Source organism: Serratia sp. CY27727 (assembly GCF_052169275.1).
GTDB classification, from domain to species: domain Bacteria; phylum Pseudomonadota; class Gammaproteobacteria; order Enterobacterales; family Enterobacteriaceae; genus Serratia; species Serratia sarumanii.
On sequence record NZ_JBJNLB010000017.1, the window covers coordinates 43459 to 63004 of the forward strand.

Annotated in this window: 18 protein-coding genes; 14 read left to right on the plus strand and 4 right to left on the minus strand. The window is 49.2% G+C overall.

Annotation, left to right across the window (positions count from 1 at the left end; translation table 11 throughout):
• The first annotated feature begins 158 nt into the window (after nucleotides 1–158).
• From ACJ8HB_RS24060 to ACJ8HB_RS24070, 3 genes are read left to right on the plus strand one after another with little or no spacing between them, the layout of a single operon-like run.
• Nucleotides 159–1334 (plus strand): tyrosine-type recombinase/integrase, encoded by a 1176-nt coding sequence (locus tag ACJ8HB_RS24060; RefSeq protein WP_047569172.1) that lies wholly within the window; start codon nucleotides 159–161, stop codon nucleotides 1332–1334.
• Entirely contained in the window at nucleotides 1334–3034 is a 1701-nt protein-coding gene (locus ACJ8HB_RS24065; protein ID WP_072021582.1) for an ATP-dependent nuclease, read from the plus strand. Before ACJ8HB_RS24060 ends, ACJ8HB_RS24065 begins: the two co-directional genes overlap by 1 nt.
• A complete protein-coding gene (locus tag ACJ8HB_RS24070) occupies nucleotides 3031–4659 on the plus strand; it encodes a UvrD-helicase domain-containing protein (protein WP_072021581.1) in 1629 nt (542 codons plus the stop codon). The genes ACJ8HB_RS24065 and ACJ8HB_RS24070 overlap by 4 nt, the downstream gene beginning before the upstream one ends.
• 273 nt (nucleotides 4660–4932) lie before the next feature.
• Here ACJ8HB_RS24070 and ACJ8HB_RS24075 read toward each other — a convergent pair whose 3' ends face one another.
• The gene (locus ACJ8HB_RS24075) at nucleotides 4933–5187 is read right to left on the minus strand and encodes an ogr/Delta-like zinc finger family protein (RefSeq protein WP_047569171.1); all 255 of its coding nucleotides are present in this window, start codon (nucleotides 5185–5187) and stop codon (nucleotides 4933–4935) included.
• On the minus strand, nucleotides 5184–5909 hold the full coding sequence (locus tag ACJ8HB_RS24080; protein WP_047571686.1) for a hypothetical protein: 726 nt from the start codon (nucleotides 5907–5909) through the stop codon (nucleotides 5184–5186). The genes ACJ8HB_RS24075 and ACJ8HB_RS24080 overlap by 4 nt, the downstream gene beginning before the upstream one ends.
• Before the next feature lie 530 nt (nucleotides 5910–6439).
• Here ACJ8HB_RS24080 and ACJ8HB_RS24085 point away from each other — a divergent pair.
• From ACJ8HB_RS24085 to ACJ8HB_RS24110, 6 genes are read left to right on the plus strand one after another with little or no spacing between them, the layout of a single operon-like run.
• On the plus strand, nucleotides 6440–6703 hold the full coding sequence (locus tag ACJ8HB_RS24085) for a helix-turn-helix transcriptional regulator (RefSeq protein WP_046897663.1): 264 nt from the start codon (nucleotides 6440–6442) through the stop codon (nucleotides 6701–6703).
• On the plus strand, nucleotides 6700–6945 hold the full coding sequence (locus ACJ8HB_RS24090; protein ID WP_033635644.1) for a hypothetical protein: 246 nt from the start codon (nucleotides 6700–6702) through the stop codon (nucleotides 6943–6945). The genes ACJ8HB_RS24085 and ACJ8HB_RS24090 overlap by 4 nt, the downstream gene beginning before the upstream one ends.
• Before the next feature lie 5 nt (nucleotides 6946–6950).
• On the plus strand, nucleotides 6951–7496 hold the full coding sequence (locus tag ACJ8HB_RS24095; protein WP_046897664.1) for a host cell division inhibitor Icd-like protein: 546 nt from the start codon (nucleotides 6951–6953) through the stop codon (nucleotides 7494–7496).
• Nucleotides 7493–7756, plus strand: a complete 264-nt coding sequence (locus ACJ8HB_RS24100) for a hypothetical protein (protein WP_015376559.1) — start codon at nucleotides 7493–7495, stop codon at nucleotides 7754–7756. The genes ACJ8HB_RS24095 and ACJ8HB_RS24100 overlap by 4 nt, the downstream gene beginning before the upstream one ends.
• Nucleotides 7753–8088 carry a DUF5375 family protein gene (locus ACJ8HB_RS24105; RefSeq protein ID WP_047569163.1) on the plus strand — a complete coding sequence of 112 codons (336 nt, stop codon included), beginning with the start codon at nucleotides 7753–7755 and terminating at the stop codon, nucleotides 8086–8088. The genes ACJ8HB_RS24100 and ACJ8HB_RS24105 overlap by 4 nt, the downstream gene beginning before the upstream one ends.
• A 10-nt stretch (nucleotides 8089–8098) precedes the next feature.
• The gene (locus tag ACJ8HB_RS24110) at nucleotides 8099–10432 is read left to right on the plus strand and encodes a primase-helicase zinc-binding domain-containing protein (protein WP_047569161.1); all 2334 of its coding nucleotides are present in this window, start codon (nucleotides 8099–8101) and stop codon (nucleotides 10430–10432) included.
• A gap of 742 nt (nucleotides 10433–11174) precedes the next feature.
• On the opposite strand, the gene ACJ8HB_RS24115 is transcribed toward ACJ8HB_RS24110, so the two are convergent.
• Entirely contained in the window at nucleotides 11175–11582 is a 408-nt protein-coding gene (locus ACJ8HB_RS24115) for a helix-turn-helix domain-containing protein (RefSeq protein WP_052133461.1), read from the minus strand.
• Nucleotides 11583–11893: 311 nt separating this feature from the next.
• On the opposite strand from ACJ8HB_RS24115, the gene ACJ8HB_RS24120 reads away from it, so the two are divergent.
• From ACJ8HB_RS24120 to ACJ8HB_RS24140, 5 genes are all read left to right on the plus strand, one after another.
• The gene (locus tag ACJ8HB_RS24120; RefSeq protein ID WP_047569159.1) at nucleotides 11894–12589 is read left to right on the plus strand and encodes a response regulator transcription factor; all 696 of its coding nucleotides are present in this window, start codon (nucleotides 11894–11896) and stop codon (nucleotides 12587–12589) included.
• On the plus strand, nucleotides 12586–13770 hold the full coding sequence (locus ACJ8HB_RS24125; RefSeq protein ID WP_033645089.1) for a sensor histidine kinase: 1185 nt from the start codon (nucleotides 12586–12588) through the stop codon (nucleotides 13768–13770). The genes ACJ8HB_RS24120 and ACJ8HB_RS24125 overlap by 4 nt, the downstream gene beginning before the upstream one ends.
• A gap of 79 nt (nucleotides 13771–13849) precedes the next feature.
• The gene (locus tag ACJ8HB_RS24130) at nucleotides 13850–14971 is read left to right on the plus strand and encodes an efflux RND transporter periplasmic adaptor subunit (RefSeq protein WP_047569157.1); all 1122 of its coding nucleotides are present in this window, start codon (nucleotides 13850–13852) and stop codon (nucleotides 14969–14971) included.
• Entirely contained in the window at nucleotides 14971–18024 is a 3054-nt protein-coding gene (locus ACJ8HB_RS24135) for an efflux RND transporter permease subunit (RefSeq protein WP_047569155.1), read from the plus strand. The genes ACJ8HB_RS24130 and ACJ8HB_RS24135 overlap by 1 nt, the downstream gene beginning before the upstream one ends.
• Before the next feature lie 52 nt (nucleotides 18025–18076).
• Nucleotides 18077–18718 carry a MarC family NAAT transporter gene (locus tag ACJ8HB_RS24140; protein ID WP_033645085.1) on the plus strand — a complete coding sequence of 214 codons (642 nt, stop codon included), beginning with the start codon at nucleotides 18077–18079 and terminating at the stop codon, nucleotides 18716–18718.
• A gap of 322 nt (nucleotides 18719–19040) precedes the next feature.
• On the opposite strand, the gene pqiC is transcribed toward ACJ8HB_RS24140, so the two are convergent.
• A partial coding sequence (pqiC, locus tag ACJ8HB_RS24145) for a membrane integrity-associated transporter subunit PqiC (RefSeq protein WP_442522809.1) occupies nucleotides 19041–19546 on the minus strand: 506 nt, incomplete at its 5' end.

Here is a 19546-nt window from a genome sequence, read left to right on the forward strand (position 1 = left end):
CTTCCTATGACATCCGTATTCATCCATAACCACTCTGTTTTATAAAGGTATTTGTGATTTTTTAATCCGTATTAGTCCGTAATGTTCCAGTGGAATCCGGTATCTAATATGTATAGGATTGCGTATATGTTCCTGTTCGGTCTTGGATTCCTATACACATGCCTTTAAACGATATGCAGATTCGCCGCGCTAAGCCTGAAGCTAAAACCTATACACTTGGAGATGGGCAAGGGCTGTCATTGCTTATAGAACCTAATGGAAGCAAGAGCTGGCGGTTCCGCTATCGTTATGCCGGTAAACCCAAAATGATCTCACTTGGCGTGTACCCAACGATCACACTTGCTGATGCTCGAGCCCGTCGTGACGATGCCCGCAAACTGGTCGCGGAGGGAAAAAACCCCAGTGAGGTTCGCAAACAACAAAAACTTGCTTTGCAAATTGAGTCTGAAAACGCCTTCGAAAAGATAGCCAGAGAATGGCATCAGCTTAAGTCTACTAAATGGTCGTCGGGATATGCCTCAGATATCATCGAAGCGTTTCAGAACGATATTTTCCCTTACATGGGGGCGAGACCAGTAGGCGAAATTAAACCGTTAGAGCTGCTGAATGTGCTGCGTAAAATTGAGAATCGTGGTGCTTTAGAGAAAATGCGCAAAGTGCGACAGCGCTGCTCGGAAGTTTTTCGCTATGCCATTGCTACGGGGAGAGCTGAGTTTAATCCCGCCGCAGATCTCTCAAGCGCCCTAGAAGTACATAAATCTAATCACTTCCCGTTCTTAAAAGCTGAGGAGATACCTGATTTTCTGCGTGCTTTAGACAGTTACACAGGGAGTCGGCTTGTACAGATTGCTACTAAATTACTGATGATTACGGGGGTAAGAACCATTGAACTACGTGCTGCATTATGGTCGGAATTTGATCTAGATAACGCTATTTGGGAAATTCCTGCTGAGAGGATGAAAATGCGTAGGTCCCATCTTGTGCCATTATCTACCCAAGCGTTAAAGTTACTAAATGAGCTCAAGATGATGACAGGAAACTATCGCTATGTTTTTCCGGGGCGGAACGATCCGAACAAGCCGATGAGCGAGGCCAGCATAAATCAACTGATTAAGCGCATAGGTTATGCAGGACGTGTTACAGGTCATGGGTTTAGACATACCATGTCGACTATACTGCATGAAAATGGATTCGACTCAAAATGGATTGAAGTACAACTGGCACATGTTGATAAAAATGCTATTCGTGGAACATATAATCATGCAAATTATCTATCTCCACGCATCAAAATGATGGTCTTCTATTCAAGTTATATATTCTCTGAGGGGGAGTGATGTATATATCTGGTGTTTATTTAAAAGGGTACCGAAATTACTCAGACGCATATGTAAAATTAAATAAAGCAACTCTTATTATTGGTGCGAATGATGTTGGAAAAACTAACCTAATTCATGCGATACGATTGCTACTAGATAAGAGCTTTTCTGAGTTAGACTTAGAGCCAAAAAACAATGACTTTCATATTGATTCTAGTGGGAATCAATCTGATGAGATCGAGATAACTTTGCATTTTAGCGATGTTGAGGAAGACGCGGTACTCTCAAGACTTGCGGGGAGTGTGAGTGACGCAGGTAGAACAGTAATAAGATATGTTGCCTATAGAACAACGTTAGAATATAAAATATTTATCGGATTTAATGTAAAGCATATGGAAGAGGTGTCGAGTCGATTTTATCTTAAATATCTAAATATGAGATATATTAAATCGCAAAGAGATCTGGATAAATATATAAATGTTGAAAAAAGACATTTGTTGAAATTGGCACAGGATAGTCGCACTCAAGAGCAGATAGAAAGTGATAAGGGTATCCTTAATGAATTAGATGATTTATTAGTTGGCGTGAATAACAAAGTTAAGGCGATTAGCTATGTAACTACAGCGACAGATGAACTTAATGATGAGTTAAAGAAACTTTCTTATTCGAATGATAGATATAATGTGCAGTTAGACTCTGGAGCTATAGGTACAGATCAATTTATAGAAAAGCTGGAGTTAAGCTCTAACGCAAATGGTTCAAAAGTAATGTTGGGAGGTGATGGATTTAATAACCAAATACTTTTAGCTTTGTGGAAGACTAAAAGTGTAAGAGAGCATGATGTCGAGAATGAAGTGGTCATATATTGCATCGAAGAGCCAGAGGCGCACTTGTATCCTCACCAACAGAGAAAAGTTTCAAGTTATCTAATTAATGATTTACCAGGGCAATCAATAGTTACTACCCATTCCCCTCAGATTGCTGTAAATTACTCCCCAGACTCGATAGTGAAAATTCATTCTTACAATGGTTCTTCAGAGGCTGCTAGTGAAGGATGCTCAGAATGTATTAGTGACGCATGGGATGGCATGGGATACAGAATGAGTATCATTCCTGCAGAAGCATTTTTTGCTAACGTTGTCTTTTTGGTTGAAGGTCCTTCTGAAGTTTTGTTTTATGAACAGCTGGCTAATACACTTAAAATTGATTTGGATTTCTATAATATCAGTATTATATCTGTTGATGGTGTCCAGTTTGATGTTTATAAAAAAATACTCGATGCTTTTAATATTAGCTGGGTAGCAAGAACAGATAATGATGGTTCTAAAGTTCCTAAAAAACAGGAGTGGCAATATGCTGGAATAAATAGAGCTTTGAAATTGTGTAATTTGGCAAGTAAAGATAATCAACAATCAGAAATAACTTTGCCAGAGTTGATTACAGCTTGGGGAGATTATTCTCCAATAGTAAATAGACATGGGGTTTATTTATCGTTTAGTGATCTTGAAGGTGATTTAAGCAATGAGTTTACTCTCGAGGTTATGGATTATAGTGGAAAGGATGATATCGATTCTGCAGCTAACTACTTGAGATCAAAAAAAGCAATAAGGATGCGTGAGTTACTTAAACTCTACAAACAAAACCTGATTAAACTGGAAAGTGGCGATCTTGCGAGGCCACTCTATCATTGCGAGAGATTAGCTAGAGGTGAGGAATGAAGCTCACAGAGGAACAAAAGGATGCTATAAATTATGACGGGAACATGGTTTTAACCGCGTGTCCTGGTAGTGGGAAAACAACAGTAATAGTCAATAAGGTTGCTAAAATATTAAGTGAGTGTAAATCATATCAAGGTGTTATCGCTATATCATATACAAATAAATCTAGCGATGAATTAAAGAAAAGATGTGCTAAAGTTGTGGCAGATACGAAATCTAGTTTTTTTGGTACGATTGATAAATTTTACATGTCAGAGTTAATAATTAAATTCATGCCTCATTTGTGGGGAGGGATTCCTAACAACTTTATAACTATTAAATATAATGGGTTAAGTACTGAAAAAAAGGAAGAGATAGCACATCTTTTTTCAAACGAACTTGTATCTTATAATATAGATGAAGATAAGTTCTCTTCTCTAAGAGATCTGTACATTTCAGGTGTCGTTGTTATGGAGTTGATACCTTTAATGTCTTTGTATGTTTTAAAAAAATCAAAATCATGTTTGCGATATTTAACCTCAAGATATAAATCAATTTTTATTGATGAGTATCAAGATTCAGGTCATTTGCAGCATCTTATTTTCCTATTTCTTTCTAAGTCTGGGATTGTATCGACAGCTGTAGGTGATATAGATCAGTCAATTTATGGGTATTCAGGTCGCAGTGAAAAATATCTGCTCGATCTAAGGGATAATCATATTGAATTTAAACCTTTTACAATTAATATTAATCATAGGTGTCATCCTTCAATTGTTAACTATGCAAATAGATTAAAAAACCCAAACTGTGAGTTATTAAAGGCTGAAAAGATACATGTGTTTAGAAAATGCATTAAAGGCTCGCAAAAAGAAATTGCGGATTGGATTGATGCACAAATACCCTTAATTGTATCTCGAGGTTATGCGAAAAGACCAAAAGATATCGCAATCTTAACTCGTGCTAACAAAAGTGCTGAAATTATATCTTCTTCGTTAACTTTTCCTAACCGTGTTTTCCTTGACGATAAATTATCTAAGTTGGATGGTCGTGAGTCACAGCTTTTAAAGAAGCTAATTTTGTTAAAATTCACCCCGAAAAATACAGCGCAATCTTTAATTGATGAGTTTGGTGGCAAGACAATAAAAAAATCAAATCTTGTTGAATTAAGAAAAATGATTTGTGCAGTGAAATCAGTTGAATATGATGGGTGTATAGCATTGTTTAATGCAATACTTTATAGGTTTGGATTGAAAAATCTAAGCGCTAATCATATAGATGCAATTCAAGAGGTTTTTTTAAATATAGGGGTTCAAAACAACTATAGGCCGACTAATGATGATGAGGTTCAAGTTTTGACTTTGCATAAATCCAAAGGTTTGGAGTTTGATTTTGTATTTCATGTAGATCTGTATGACTGGATTTTACCGCAAAGAGAGTATATTGAGGGCTCATTTGATGAGGTGTTTACAAATATTCAACAATGTCTGAATCTACATTATGTAGGGGTTACTAGAGCTAAAAACTTTACAGTTCTTATGACCTCAACTCAGCGCTTTAACACCCAGGGTCAATTGAAAAAAGGAAAACCATCCCAGTTCTTTCTACTGGATGGCCTTGAAGGGCTTTATACGATGATTGATAACTGAAATCCTATGTTTTATCTCTGCGCGCAATACTTCCCCCGCCTCGCCTGCGCACTTCATGTGTCGCTTTTCATGCAGTTGCATGAACGGCCGCAGGCCGCGCCAGTACTGGTGCGGCAGGGGATGAAAAGTGCATTTTCTTGCATGCAAAATCATGCACCCTATGCATGCACGCGCAATTTGAGGCTGGCTAGCCAGGAAAAAGGCTGTTTTTGGCGAGGTGAAAAGGGTAATGCCCCGCGATGCTGGCGAGAGCGACGGGGCTGAGGAGGGCGCTTAGTGCAGGGTTGGATTGCTGTTGTAGCGGCGATAACGGTTCAATGTCCGTTTCTCCGGCGGTGGCAGGGCGTTCTCATCGGCCGGTTGTGCCTGTATCGGCTGGCACAGGATTTTATCGACGCTTTCCACCGTCTTGAATGTGCAAGAACAGGTCAGGCTCTGACATTGGTAATACGCCTCTTTTGTCCGCTCCGTGATATAGCGACTGGTGCGAGTATAGGACGCATGGGTGCACAGCGGGCAGCGCATCATGATTTGGCTCCTTTTTCTTGCAGCAGACGGCGTTTTTCCGCCAGTTCTCTTGCCCCACGCATCTGGCGCATTGGGCATCTTTGTCGCTCCCGCAATACGCCGGTTTCTTCCGGTATCGTCAGGCCAATCTCATTAAGCACCGGGTGGTCGATATTTTGCGTAGCCATGGTAGCGCGAATGCGGCCTTGTAGTGCGCCCTGTACCTGTAGCTCAATCATCCTCATCGGATTGTCCGCATAGACGCCGTAAGCCCGTGAAGCCAGTGCACACGCCTTGATAACGTCAGGGCTGATTAGCGCCTTGCTCAGCGCATCCACGGCCTGATGCATCGCGTGAGCTGCAAAGGTCGTGAGGGCGTCTTTGTGCGCGCTCACCACCTTCGGGGCTGTGCCGCCGCAGTTGAGGTGAAGCTGCATTTTGTCCAGCTCCATCTCCTCAATCAGTCCGTCGAACTCTTTCGCCAGCTCCCGCTTGGAAATCCGGCTGTGGTGTTGCGCTTGCGGTTCCGGCGTCATTTCTCCGCGCAGTTTACGAAACAGGGGGCGCCACTGGCTTTCTGCCTCCTGGCTCTGCACTTCGGTGTCTTTCTTCTGTTGGTGGCAGCGGGCAATACCGGTTACGACGTCGGTCAACGCCTGATAGTTTTTGTCGTGGGCGGCGCGAGCGTCACGCAGGGCTTGCAGTTTATCGGTGATGTATTTCGGTAAGGCGGTGGTGCTCATGGTCATGTCTCCGGTGTCAGTCAATGTGAAGCTATTCTGCTGACCGCCGTACAACATCGCCATTCATCCCGGTTGGACTGTCCCCAGGACAACAGCCTTGGGCGCTGATGAGAAAACCATCAAGCCGTTTTTAGTTTTACCTAAAACTATTCACTACTGTTCACCTAAAGAAAAAATATAGATAAATCAGTAAATAATAGGGTGAACAGTTCTCACTAAACTCTTCACCCGGTGTTCACCACTGTTCACCCAGTCCAAAACAGCCTTTTCCCTGGCTAGCGGTGGTTAGTCTGTTTATACCTATTTATTAGCAATGAATTCATTGTTGAAAACTATGGGGTAATGTTGAGGAAGGGGGAGGAGTAGTGAGGATTGCTGAGCTATTATAATTTGTTGTTTTTATAACCATTTCTTGACGAGCCACACAACAACACCTTGTTGCCACCCCGGTAAATATTCACATAATAGGGCGCTACCGAAGTTCACACAGTCCCGGCCAGCGTTGGCCGGACACAAAGAGGTAGCGTTTTATGTTGACCGTTTCCACCCCCGCCCCATCCACTCTGTCGCCGGTGCTTCCTGGCGGTTACACCCCACGCGAGCGCTTTATCCGCCTACCGGAAGTGCTCTACACCACCGGCCTGTCCCGCTCCACCGTGTACGAGATGATGAGCCGCCGGCAGTTCCCGGCCCAGGTCTCCCTCGGCGGTAAAAACGTCGCCTGGCTGGCCTCCGAGGTCGAGCAGTGGATGGATGAACGTATCGCTAACCGTCACCAGGGGGCCGCCGTATGATGCAGCTAACCTTTGGTCGCCAGCATTTCACCCTTGATGAGCGCGACGCGCTGTTTGTGGCGGAAGCTATCCTGTTGCAGCGTAAAGAGCCTGGCGTCGTCTTACCGGAGCACCGCAGTGAAAAACACGGCGTTATTCGTCTGGCGAGTCGCCAGGCGCAGCCGCGCCTGTTCAGTGCCGGGCCGGTGCCGCTGACCTGCGCGGCGGCCGATACCCGCAACGACCCGCTTACCGACTGTTGATCACTATGCGATCGATTGAACGTCCGGGGGCGTCTTACGGCTTGCCCCCACGTCCGGCCCTGCGTTATAGTCCTCCCGCTGCCGCAAAATCGGCAGCCGGGCGTAGGAACCCGTGTATCTCTAAGGCGACACAACACGCGCCAGGCGTGTTTTTTTATGTCGCAGCCTTTGCTTGCTCATTTTTTGCGCGGTGGATGTTATGCTATCGCAGCAGTCAATCAATGGTGGCTCAGGCGGGGCAGCCTTCGGGCTGGCCGGTATTCTTAGAGGCCGGTATTCCTACCCCCGTCTGGGCTACCACCCATAAGTGTAGGAACTTCGGTGGTAGCAATAACCTTTACTCTAAGGAGGCTGCCACCATGGCTACGACCCTCACCCCGACTCACCCTACATTCTGCTATTTGTTTGCGGCCGTACGCCGTTCTGCGCTGACCGCTTCACCGCGTATCGTGCGCACCGTGGCGGATACCGAACGCAACGCCCGCCGCGTGCTGGCCCGTGATTATGTGTTGTCCTTTGCCGGTCGTCTGCCGGTTAAGGCGGCAGCATGAACACCCTGGCCGACCGTTACTACCGTGACACCCATTACCCTATCCCGCACGCCGATTTTCTGCGTCTCCAGCATGCGCACGCCACCGGCGTGCTGTTCCTCGACCTGCTGGACACCCTCGACCTCGGCGGGCAGCGCCCCGATGCCGTGCAACAGGCATCGTTTGCCTCGGTCATTGCCTTGCTGACCGACCAGCTCGGCCACGTCGTCAACACCTGTGAATCCCAAATTCTTGCCCGCATGGAGGCCACCGCCGCATGAATACTGCATCCTGTTTACCGATTGAAGTCCGTACCGCCGTTTTCCGCCGCGCCGTGGCGCAAGCCTATCTGGACACCTGCGCCTTTTACCGGGTGAGCCTGGGTTACACGCTGGACGAGCTGCAGATGACGATTGCCCTGCGTCTGGAAGGGCATTTTGTGCGTCAGTACGGTGCGGAGGATGGCATGGACATGGCGTGCACGATGTTGAGCGACATGGTGCAGCCGGACGTTCTGGTGGCCGCACTGCGCCTGACCGCGCTGGGGCAAAAGATGATGGACGAGCTGTGCTGCGAGCGCCTGTCGGCGGCACAGCACGCTACCGTACACTGAGGAGAAGAGCATGAGCGCCCACTTCGTTTCCCAGACCGTACGCACCGCCACCGGCCACTGGTCGGTGATACTCCCGGCCCTCGGCATTGCCTTGCAGCCAAACGGCAAGCCGCAGCCGTGCCCGACCTGCGGCGGTAAAGACCGCTTCCGTTTCGACAACCAGGACGGCCGTGGCACCTGGTTCTGCAATCAGTGTGGGGCCGGTGACGGCCTCAACCTGGTGGAAAAGGCCCTGTCACTGTCTGCCAGGGCCGCCGCCGAACAGGTGGCCGCCGTGATGGGAGAAAACGCCAACGCTTTGCCACCGGCCGCTGAGGCCGGTCATTCACCACAAGACAAAGCCGAGGCCCAGCGCAAGGCCGCGCGACAGGCACAGGCTCTGGTGGCTGCCGCGCAACCTCAGACCGACAATGCCTATCTGAGCGCCAAAGGCTGGCCGGAGGTGGACGCCCTGACCTTGCAGGGCCAGCCGCTGCGCGTTGGCGGAATAACCTTCCAGCCCGGTGACCTGCTGCTGCCGCTGTACAATGCCGGGGGAGAAGTGGTTAACGTACAGCTGATTAACGCCGCCGGTGACAAGCGTATGCTGGCAGGCGGGCAGGTGAAAGCCGCCTGCCACACTCTCTGCGGCCCGGACAACGCGGTTATCTGGCTCACCGAAGGCTACGCCACCGGCCTCACCGTGCATCGCCTGACCGGCGAAACGGTGTGCGTGGCGCTCAGCGCCAACAATCTGGCGGCGGTGGCAGAGCAGCTGCGCAGCCATTACCCGGATGCACGGTTGCTGCTGGCGGCCGATAATGACCGCAGCGGCACCGGGCAGGCACGCGCCGCCGAGGCGGCCACACTCACCGGCGGTATCCCTGCACTACCGCCTTCGGAAGGCGACTGGAACGACGTCTACTGCCAGCAGGGCGCTGAGTCCACGCGTGCCCAGCTACAGGCATTTAGCCAGCCGCCGCAGCCCAGCCCGTTCGACACGCTGAGCGATGCCGACCTCAAAGCCATGAGCGCCAGCGAGAAGGCCGAGCTGCTAGCCGAACACTACGGCAACACCCTGGCGGTGCCGCCGGTGGGAGAGGAGCTGTGCCGCTATACGCGTGGCGCCTGGCAGGTGCTGCCGCACCGGCAGCTGAGCCGGGAGATTGCCGCGTTGTTCCAGAAGGTGCGCGCGCCGTTCTCCGCCGCCGGTATCAACAGCATTTTGGATACCCTCAAGCTGATGGTGCCGCAGATGGGCGACCCGGCCCGGCGGTTGATAGGTTTTCGTAACGGGGTATTTGATACCGTCAGCGGGCAGTTTAGCGCCCACCGGCAAGAGCACTGGCTGCGCACCGTCAACAGCGTGGACTACACGCCGCCGCGCGCCGGGGAGAACCTAGCCGACCATGCACCGCACTTCTGGCAGTGGCTGACGCGGGCCGCCGGGGGGAGTCACGACAAGCAGGAGCGTATTCTCGCGGCGCTCTTTATGGTGCTGGCCAACCGCTATGACTGGCAGCTGTTCCTCGAAGTGACCGGCCCCGGCGGCAGCGGCAAGAGCGTAATGGCGGCCATCGCCCGGCTGTTGGCCGGGGCGGACAACACCACCTCCGCCACCATCGATAACCTGGAGTCGGCGCGCGAGCGAGCCAGCGTGGTCGGCTTCTCGCTGATTATTCTGCCCGACCAGGAGAAGTGGAGCGGTGACGGCGCCGGTATCAAGGCCATCACCGGCGGCGATGCGGTCGCCATCGACCCGAAATACCGCGACGCCTACGCGGCGCACATCCCGGCGGTGATTTTGGCGGTCAACAACAACCCGATGCAGTTCAGCGACCGCAGCGGCGGCATCTCGCGCCGCCGCGTTATTTTGCCGTTCCCGGAAGCTATTGCCCCCGAGGAGCGCGACCCGTTGCTGCTGGCGAAGATCACCGAAGAGCTGGCGGTTATCGTGCGTCACCTGATGCAGCGCTTCGCCAACCCGAATGACGCCCGCGTACTGCTTCAGGCGCAGCAGAGTTCGGCGGAAGCCCTGGAAATCAAACGGCATGCCGATCCGCTGGTTGATTTTTGTGGTTACCTGACGGTGCTGGGCACCCCGGAAGGGATGATGATCGGCAATGCCAACATCACCCCGCCGAATCCGCGCCGCTACCTGTATCACGCCTACCTGTCGTTTATGGCGGCACGGGGTTATCAGCACGTGATGAACCTGACGGCGTTCGGCCAGGCAGTGCCGCAGACGCTGAAAGAGTATGAGCATACGCTGCTCAAACGCCGCACCAAGCAGGGAATACAGACCAACCTGATATTGAGTGACGAGTGCGAAGCGGACTGGCTGCCTAAGTGCGGGGCGGTGTGACGATGAGCGGGTCGATCGGCCGAGCCGATCAATAGGCCATTATTGATCTGCCGAACCCATTGGACGCTCAATCGCCACGCCGCCTATAGTGGAATTGACCCAAACACATGCAGCAACACCAGGGCATCCTATCGGCCGCTGAACGGCCAATATCATAACGACAAGCGCTCCCCAAACCGGCTCAGGCCGGTTTTTTTGTGTCTGCGATTCAGACTGTTCACTCAGTAGGTGGGTAGTGGTGCGTACTGAAATGGGAACAGCACACCTATCAATGCATTGAAAGAAAAGGAGAGAACTAAAAGGTGTATAAGGTGAACAATGCTCCTATCCCTTCTCAAACCCAGTAAAATCATAATGTAATTAAGAGAGCTGAAGCTAAAATTGGAGCTAAGCGAATATAAGTGCGTATGAATTTCTTTTCGCTGGGGATTTTATGCACGTATGCGTCAATGATGGATATACGTTGTGCCGAGCCATAGATGCGCGTTTGATATAAAACCAGGGTATAGCCCCTATCATACGCTGTATGGCGAACGATAGAAGAACGTCGTTGATTGTATAATTATGGAAAATTTATTCGTTCAAAAATAAAGGATGTTGTCTTACTGAGCGTTTTTGGCTAATGAATTGGCTAAAATAATAATAGGCCATTGAATTTCTCATCACAAACATGCGCTGATTAATCATATCCTATTTTTCTTCATCGCTGACAACATGTTGTAACTTCGTTACGTCCTCGATTTCATTTCCCATCGTTTGTGAGTTTTACAAGCACTGTTTTCGCCGATATCCAAATATCCTCACGTGGCTTATTCATTTTGCGAAACATCGTAGGGGAAACGCCATAGTGGTTTTTAAAGATGCGACAGAAGGCCTGCTGTTCCAGATAACCATATTCAAGTGCAATATCTATAATCTTTCTGTCTGTAGATAAAATCATTTTTGCCGCCTCTGTCATTTTTCTTGATCTGATGTAAGACTTCATCGATATGCCGGCCAAAGCACAGAATTTACGTTGAACATACCATCTGGAATATCCAGTTTTATCAATCAGGTTTATGATGTTTACCGGTTGCCTGAGATGCATTTCCAACAGATTGATAACGCTATTAATAAATATTCTGGACTGTTCAACTTTGCTCATTTCCATTGCATCGGCTCCCGATATCTTCACCTGTTGGTGCTATTGAAATCTCGATTATTGCTTAACTTTGTCAAGATGTTATCAATTTCTGTTTTTTTATTTTTGGGTTAATGCTGTTTCGTTGATAACTATTTGAATTTTAATGTTATTGCATCGTGTTTTTTGTCTTGCTGGTTTTGAATGAAGTCGTGCTGACTTTATTTTTAATCGCCTGATATGTACTATCTTCGTTTTTTGTTTATTCTTTAAATAAAAAAGTGCTAAACTTTATTATATTATTTTTACTTGATTAGCGTGACTGAATAGCAGGTTAATATATGGAAGAAAGAAGAATTTTAATCATCGAGGACGATATGCATGCTGCAGAAGTCCTGGAAGCTTATCTAAAAAGAGAGTGCTTTGCCGTTGCTAAGGTAGGCGATGGTGTTAAAGGGCTTGAGATGGTTTTTTCCTGGCAACCTGATTTGGTTTTATTAGACGTCATGCTGCCGGGAATAAATGGCAATGAAATATTGGCACGTGTGCGTAGAAAGAGCGATGTGCCGGTCATCATGGTGACGGCAATCGGCGAGATTCAGGATAAGATCTCCTCGTTGAGGCACGGCGTTGATGATTACATCGTGAAACCCTATAACCCGGGAGAGGTGGTTGCTCGGGTTCATGCCGTGCTGAGAAGAGCGACTGCTTTAAATATAAAATCTGAGCTTATTATTTGTGGCCCGGTACAACTTGATGAAGAGGCGATGCTGGTTCACGTCTGCCCCGCCGAAAACATTAAAATTGCAGTGGATCTTACGCCGACTGAATTTTTATTGTTATCCGTGCTAATGCGTGCGCCAAAAAGAGCATTTTCCCGCCAGACATTATTAAATATGTGTTTGCCGGAAAGTGATGCATTTGAGCGGGTTGTCGATACGCATATTTATAATTTGCGCAAAAAGCTCAATTCGGTAGGGGTGGATGATGTACTACTGACCGTTAGAGCGATGGGCTACAGGTATTGGAATAAATGAATAAGAAAAGCAAAAGAGTTTCGCTTTGGAAGTGGATTTGCGTGAGGGTCATTTCCCAATCTGTCGGGGTGATTGTTATTATTGCACTCTGTATGTGGTTGCGCTATGCCATTTATAGTACCTGGGTTTTATATCATGAAATGCCGGCGGATGTCCGAAAGGAATTCCTGCACTTGCTTAATAATCCCAATGAAGATTTGTACAGGTTTTATAGCCTTTTTCACTATTGGTATGGCATTGACTTTGCTAATCCGTCGATCACGTCGGGGGATTGGATTATGCTGGCTATTTTGGTTGTTGTCGCTATACCTCTCATGGTCTTACTGGGGCTCTATATGTCGCGGCCATTGGCGAAGCAATTTTCCTATTTGGTCACTGCCGCGAGAAAAGTCGCCGAGGGGGATTTCTCTGTGCAAGCAAAATTAGAAGAGAAAGCGCCGGAAGAACTTCTTACTCTAACACACGATTTCAATGAGATGACCAAAAAACTGACTTATTATGAAGGGGAGTTGCGTGCTTCTCATATCGCTATGGCGCATGAGTTACGCTCGCCGTTGACGGCTTCCATCGCACGCCTTCAGGGAATTATGGATGGGGTTTTTGAGCCGGACAAGAATCAGTTAGATCTGGTTATGCAGCCCTTGAATAGCCTAAATCGCCTTATTGATGATCTTCAAACGCTGTCATTGTCGCAAGCCGGGGCATTATCATTAGAAAAATACCATGTGAATCTGTGCGATTTGATTCAGGAGCGTTTGCAATGGTTAAAGGCTGAAGCTTCTCAGGGAAACTTCACGATTGAATTTGAATGTCCTGCTCCTGTATTCGTCTATGCCGATCCGTTCCGAATTGGGCAAGTTGTTACGATTCTCATAAAAAATGCAATGCGCTACGCGCATTCCGGCAAGAAACTGACAATCACCGTTAATCATTTTAATAATGAGGCTATCGTCGGTTTTCGCGATTATGGGCCGGGCGTCAGTGAAGCCTTTTTGCCCTTGATGTTCGAACGTTTTTCCCGGGAGGAGAGCTCGCGGTCGAGAAATCTGGGGGGAAGTGGGCTCGGTCTTTCTATCGCCATGGCGATAAGCCGCGAACACGACGGCAGTCTCAGTGCTCAGAATCATCCTGACGGTGGGATGCTATTTCAACTAATTCTTCCAATGAAAATAGAGTCTTGATGATTCCTTGAAAAAACATGGACTAAATCTACACATAAAAAAGGTTTAATTCTTCGACAGACTATCAGGAGAATGTCTTATGTCAGTAGGTTTGTTCAGGTTAATAAGTACGGTCAAGAGCGTGTTTCTATTTCAATATTGGAAACTGTTTATTATTCCCCTGTTCGTTTTTTTGGCGGGATGTGATGATAAAGCAAAGACACAGGAGGTGCCTACACGTTCCGTACGAACGCTTGTCGTCGATAATCCGGTTGGCGGAGTTTTGATAAAGCATACCGGAGAAATTCGCCCCCATGAGGAATCTCAGCTCTCGTTTCGCATTGACGGCCGGCTCCTCAGCCGCCCAGTCGATGTGGGGGACAAATTAAAGGCGGGGCAAACGATCGCGACGTTGGAGCCCAGAAATAACGAGAATCAGGTGCGCAGTGCGCAGGCCGAACTGGCCGGTGCCGTTTCTTCAGAGCGCCTGGCTGCTCTCAATTTCAGGAGGCTGCAATCATTGATCAAAACCGGTGCTATCGCGCAGGCTCAGGTTGATGAAGCGAGGGTCAATCTTGAAGTCGCGGCGGCAAAACGCGTCTCTGCTCAATCGAATTTGAAAATCGCTCAGGAGCAATTGGGTTACACCCGTCTGGTTGCGCCTTCAGATGGCGTAGTGACTTCGGTTAATCTGAATCCTGGACAAACTGTCAGCGCAGGGCAGGGGGTCGTTACGCTCTCACTCAATCAGGGAGTAGATGCCGTATTTGACGTTCCAGAAGCAATTTTGTACAGCAATCTTTCCGATAATAAAGTCAAGATTGCGCTGCTTTCCGATCCTTCCGTCGTGACTGAGGGCGTGATCCGAGATGTGAATCCACAGGCGGATAAGCAGACGCGGACCTGGCGAGTCAGAGTCTCGCTGCCGAACCCTCCAGAGAAAATGGCTTTGGGCGCGACGGTGCAGGGAAGTATCGTGATCCCGGGGCAGGCAGCGTTTGTTCTGCCGGCGTCTGCGATGACCCGTGATGGCGTGGATCCTGCCGTTTTAATCGTTCAACCGGATACATTAACCTTGGCATTGCGCAAAGTTAACGTTACTCGCTATAGCTCCGAGGACGTGTTTATTGCTGATGGCCTCAAACCTGGCGACAAGGTGGTGATCGCTGGCGTGAGCAAGTTACGGCCTGGGGAGAAAGTGAGTTTGGAGGATAAATTCTGATGAATGCCTCTGAACCCGAGAAGTTTAACCTGTCTGCCTGGGCGCTTGCCAATCAGCAACTGGTTGCCTTTTTTATGTTGGTTATCACCATTGCCGGGGTGATGAGCTATTACAACTTGCCGCGCAACGAGGATCCGGCGTTTACCATTAAAACGGCAGTGGTTTCCGCGAGTTGGCCTGGGGCCTCTGTGGAGGATACCGTCAATTTCGTGACCGATCCGTTGGAGAAGAAACTTCAGGAAGTTCCTTACCTTGATTATTTGGAGAGTTACAGCCGGCCCGGCGAGTCGGTTATTTTTATCTATCTGCGTGATAATACGCCGCCGGAGAAAGTGAAAGAACTGTGGTATACGGTCAGGAAAAAAATAAAGGACGTTTCCCCTCAGCTTCCTGCCGGCGTCAGTTCACCTGCCGTCAACGATGAATTTGATGATACCTACGGCACCATCTATGGCTTTACGCGTGAAGGATTCAGCGAGCGTGAACTGCGCGATCTGGTTGATAAAGTTCGCACGGACGTCTTAACGCTACCGGATGTTGGGAAAGTGAACCTGCTGGGCGTGAAAGAAGAGCAGGTCATCTTATCATTCTCACCGCAGAAAATTGCGGGCATGGGGCTGACGCTCGACCAAATCAAGAACGCCATCAGCGCGCAAAACGCCGTGACTCCGGCGGGAGAAATCAGAACCGACAAAGATAAAGTCATGTTGAGAGTCAGCGGCGCTTTCGCATCGGAAGAAAGCCTCAAACAGCTGACACTGCATATTCAGGATAAATTCGTTCCTCTGACGGATATTGCGACTATCTCTCGCGAGGCGGTCGATCCGCCGACGCCGGCCTTCAGAGTTAACGGGGAGTCGGCGATTGGCCTGGCCATCTCCATGGCCCCGACAGGCAATATGCTGGATTTCGGCAAAGCGCTTAACGAAAAGATGGATGATATCTCCAGCCGCTTGCCTGCGGGTATCAACGTGCTGAAAGTGGCCGATCAGTCGACGGTGGTGCATGACGCGGTGGGGAGCTTTATGAAAGTGCTCCTTGAGGCGGTCGTCATTGTGTTGGCTGTGTCTTTCTTGTCATTAGGCACTCGTGCCGGGTTAGTGGTTGCAGCATCCATTCCGCTGGTGCTGGCCATGACGTTTATCGGCATGGAAATTGCCGGTATAGGCATACAGCGTATCTCCCTTGGCGCATTAATTATTGCGCTGGGGTTACTGGTCGATGATGCCATGATCACTGTAGAGATCATGATGTCGCGTCTGGAGAAAGGAGACCCTGTCAAAAAGGCGGCGACAAAAGCCTGGACGACGACGGCTTTCCCGATGCTGACCGGCACATTGGTCATGATCGCCGGTTTTATCCCGGTCGGTTTCGCAACGTCGAGTGCGGGGGAGTACTGTTATTCTCTGTTCATGGTGGTGCTGATCTCACTCATCAACTCCTGGATTGTTGCCGTACTTTTTTCACCGCTGATAGGCGTGTGGCTTTTACCTAAGGTGATGAAGGAACACGCCCATGGTAAAGGTAAAGTCATGCAAAAGTACGAAAGTGCATTGCGATATATCCTTAAGCGCCGAGGGATGACCGGCATCGTGGCGGTTCTGTTGCTGGCCATTGCTTTTATCGGATCCTCGCACATGGAAGAAGAGTTCTTTCCCGCTTCTGACAGGCCGGAGTTACTCGTCAGTCTGACTCTGCCGAGAAATGCCGTGCAGGAAGATACGGCGAGGGAAGCCATTCGCTTGGAGGAAATCCTCAAGAAGGATCCCGATATTGATCATTTTACGACGTACGTTGGATCGGGTGCCGTGCGGTTTTATTTACCGATGGACCTGTTGCTTGATAACGAAAATATCGCTCAATTGGTCGTGGTCACCAAGGGACTTGAAGAGCGTGACGCCGTGAAGTCCAGGCTTGAAAAAATTCTGCAAAAAGATTTCGGCCATCTTGTTACGCGTGCTTCGCCGTTGGAGCTGGGGCCCCCGGTAGGTTGGCCGTTGAAATATCGCGTTTCCGGCCCGGATCTGACCAAAATCCGTGAGATATCCATGGAGTTGGCGGGGAAATTGGGTGACAACCCGCAGACAAGAGAGGTCAACCTTACTGCGGGAGAACCGCAACGAGAACTCTATATAACGCTTAATCAGACGGAAGCGAGGGCCTTGGGATTAAGCTCTCAGGATGTCGCAAGCGCTCTTGCTGAAATGTATTCGGGGTCCGCTGTAACGACGATCAGGGACAGAAACCGCCAGGTTAACGTGGTGCTGCGAGCTTCGGAAAATACGCGGAGAGACATTGAAACCGTCGCGGATTTGCAATTAACGACGGCCGATGGGCGCGTTGTGCCATTAAAGCAGATCGCAACGATAGGCTATACGTTGGCTGAGCCTATTCAGTGGCGGCGGCAACGAGAGCCTTTCATTACGGTGCAAACGGATATTGCGCCAGGGCTGAATGCGTCCGGCGTATCCAAGAGTTTGGCGCCTGTTGTCGATGAATTACGCAAAAGTCTGCCTCCGGGATATCACATTACCGAGGGGGGAAGCGTCATTGAAGCCATGAAAGGCAACCGTTCCGTATTCGCCGTTCTGCCAGTGACCTTATTGGTGATGCTGATCTTGCTGATGGTGCAGTTGCGTAGTTTCTCACGCATGATGCTGGCGCTGTTGATTGCCCCCTTCGGTTTGATTGGCGTTGTCGCCGCCATGTTACCCACCGGAACGCCAATGGGGTTTGTCGCGATTCTTGGCGTGATTGCGTTGGCGGGGATGATTATCCGCAATGCCGTGATCCTTATTGAAGAAGTGGAAATAAACAGGGCGCAAGGTGCGGATAATACTGAGGCGATCGTCGAGGCATCACTGCATCGTTCCAGACCGATACTCTTGACGGCTTGTGCAGCAATATTAGGGATGATACCTATCGCGCATCAGGTATTTTGGGGGCCTATGGCCTATGCCATTATTGGTGGGCTATTCGTTGCCACCCTATTTACCCTGACGGTATTGCCGGCTGCCATCAGCGCCGTTCTGCAATGGGAGAAGTCTCGATAGAACTTACCCCCGGAGATAGCTCCGGGGGGACACTTTAAAAGGAGGTGGAAAGATGTTTGAGTTATTTAAACTTATTGGGCTAGGGTTGGTTTTATTACTGCCGCTGGTAAACCCATTGACCACTGTAGCCCTTTTTCTTGGGCTGTCAGGCGACATGTCTGAACAAGAAAAAAAGAAGCAGTCAGCTATGGCGGCTTTCTATGTCTTTGTGATTATGATGGTTGCATGGTATGCCGGTAAGGCTGTTATTAATACCTTTGGCATATCCATTCCGGGATTACGAATTGCAGGTGGAATGATCGTTGCCTTTATTGGGTTTAACATGCTGTTTCCGCAGGATGTGAATAAGCCTCAAAACGGCGAGAAGGGAAAAACCAAAAATATAGCATTTATCCCCTTGGCAATGCCCAGTACGGCAGGCCCGGGTACCATTGCTATGTTGATCAGTGCCGCGTCGACATTCAGCGCTGAAACATCGCATCTGGATTTGTGGGTCGCCTACACCGCGCCCCCCCTGATTGCGATAGCCATTTCTCTGATTTTATGGGTATCTCTGCGGGCGTCACTGGGTGTTATGAAGCTTGTAGGAACATCTGGAATCGATGCTATTTCCCGAGTGATGGGATTCCTGCTGGTCTGTATGGGGGTTCAGTTTGTTATAAATGGCGTCGTTGAACTCGTCACAATACAATAAACGTGAACGCTTCAGTGTCTGATATGCATGAGGTTGCGCATATCAGACGAGAATAATATCTAAAACCTTATATCTATATCAGTTCTGATAATGCTCTGATGCTCTTGGCTGCCATAACGTTTTTTTCTGCATGGACAACGCTGTGAGCGCCAGCGGTAATGACTGTCGTCATGCTGTTATTTTTTATCAAAAAGTTCCCAAGTAAGATGGGAACTTTTTTTACTTTTTCTTTTATTCTGGTGCGTCGTCAACAGGCCTAATCCCGAATCTGATCCCATCACCATAAGCCGTCACCGGTGCATTATGGCTGTTGATTGCCATTTTAGGGGGACAACACCTTGGCGATAGCCTGGGCCTCCTGCTGCCACCCCTGCGCCAGCGTGCGCACCAGGGCATCATAGCCATCTTCACCCTGTTTCAGCTCCAGGTTGAAAGGCCTTTTGATCAAACGCCCCTGGCGGTTCAGCACCCACTCGCCGCGAATGATTGCTTTCCCGTCAAAGCGGCCGTGGAAGCCGCTGATGGTCACGTTCAGCACATCCTGATCGCTGCTCATCGGCTGCGAAGAGACCACCCACCCCGGCAGCGCGCTGCTCAGGTTGGTGACCAGCGTTTGCTGCAGCTGCTGATCGAGCGGGCTGGCCCACAGGTTGTTCTGGGCTATCACATACTGCACGTCGTTGGTCTGATACACCACGCCGCTCTGCGCCAGATAATCCGCCACGCTCACGTGCTCCAGCCACAGCTGGCGCGTGGAGGCGGCGCTGCTGCCGGCCGCGGCCGGCGCACCCAGCGCCGGCAACTGATAGTAGGTCTTCTGTGGCGAAC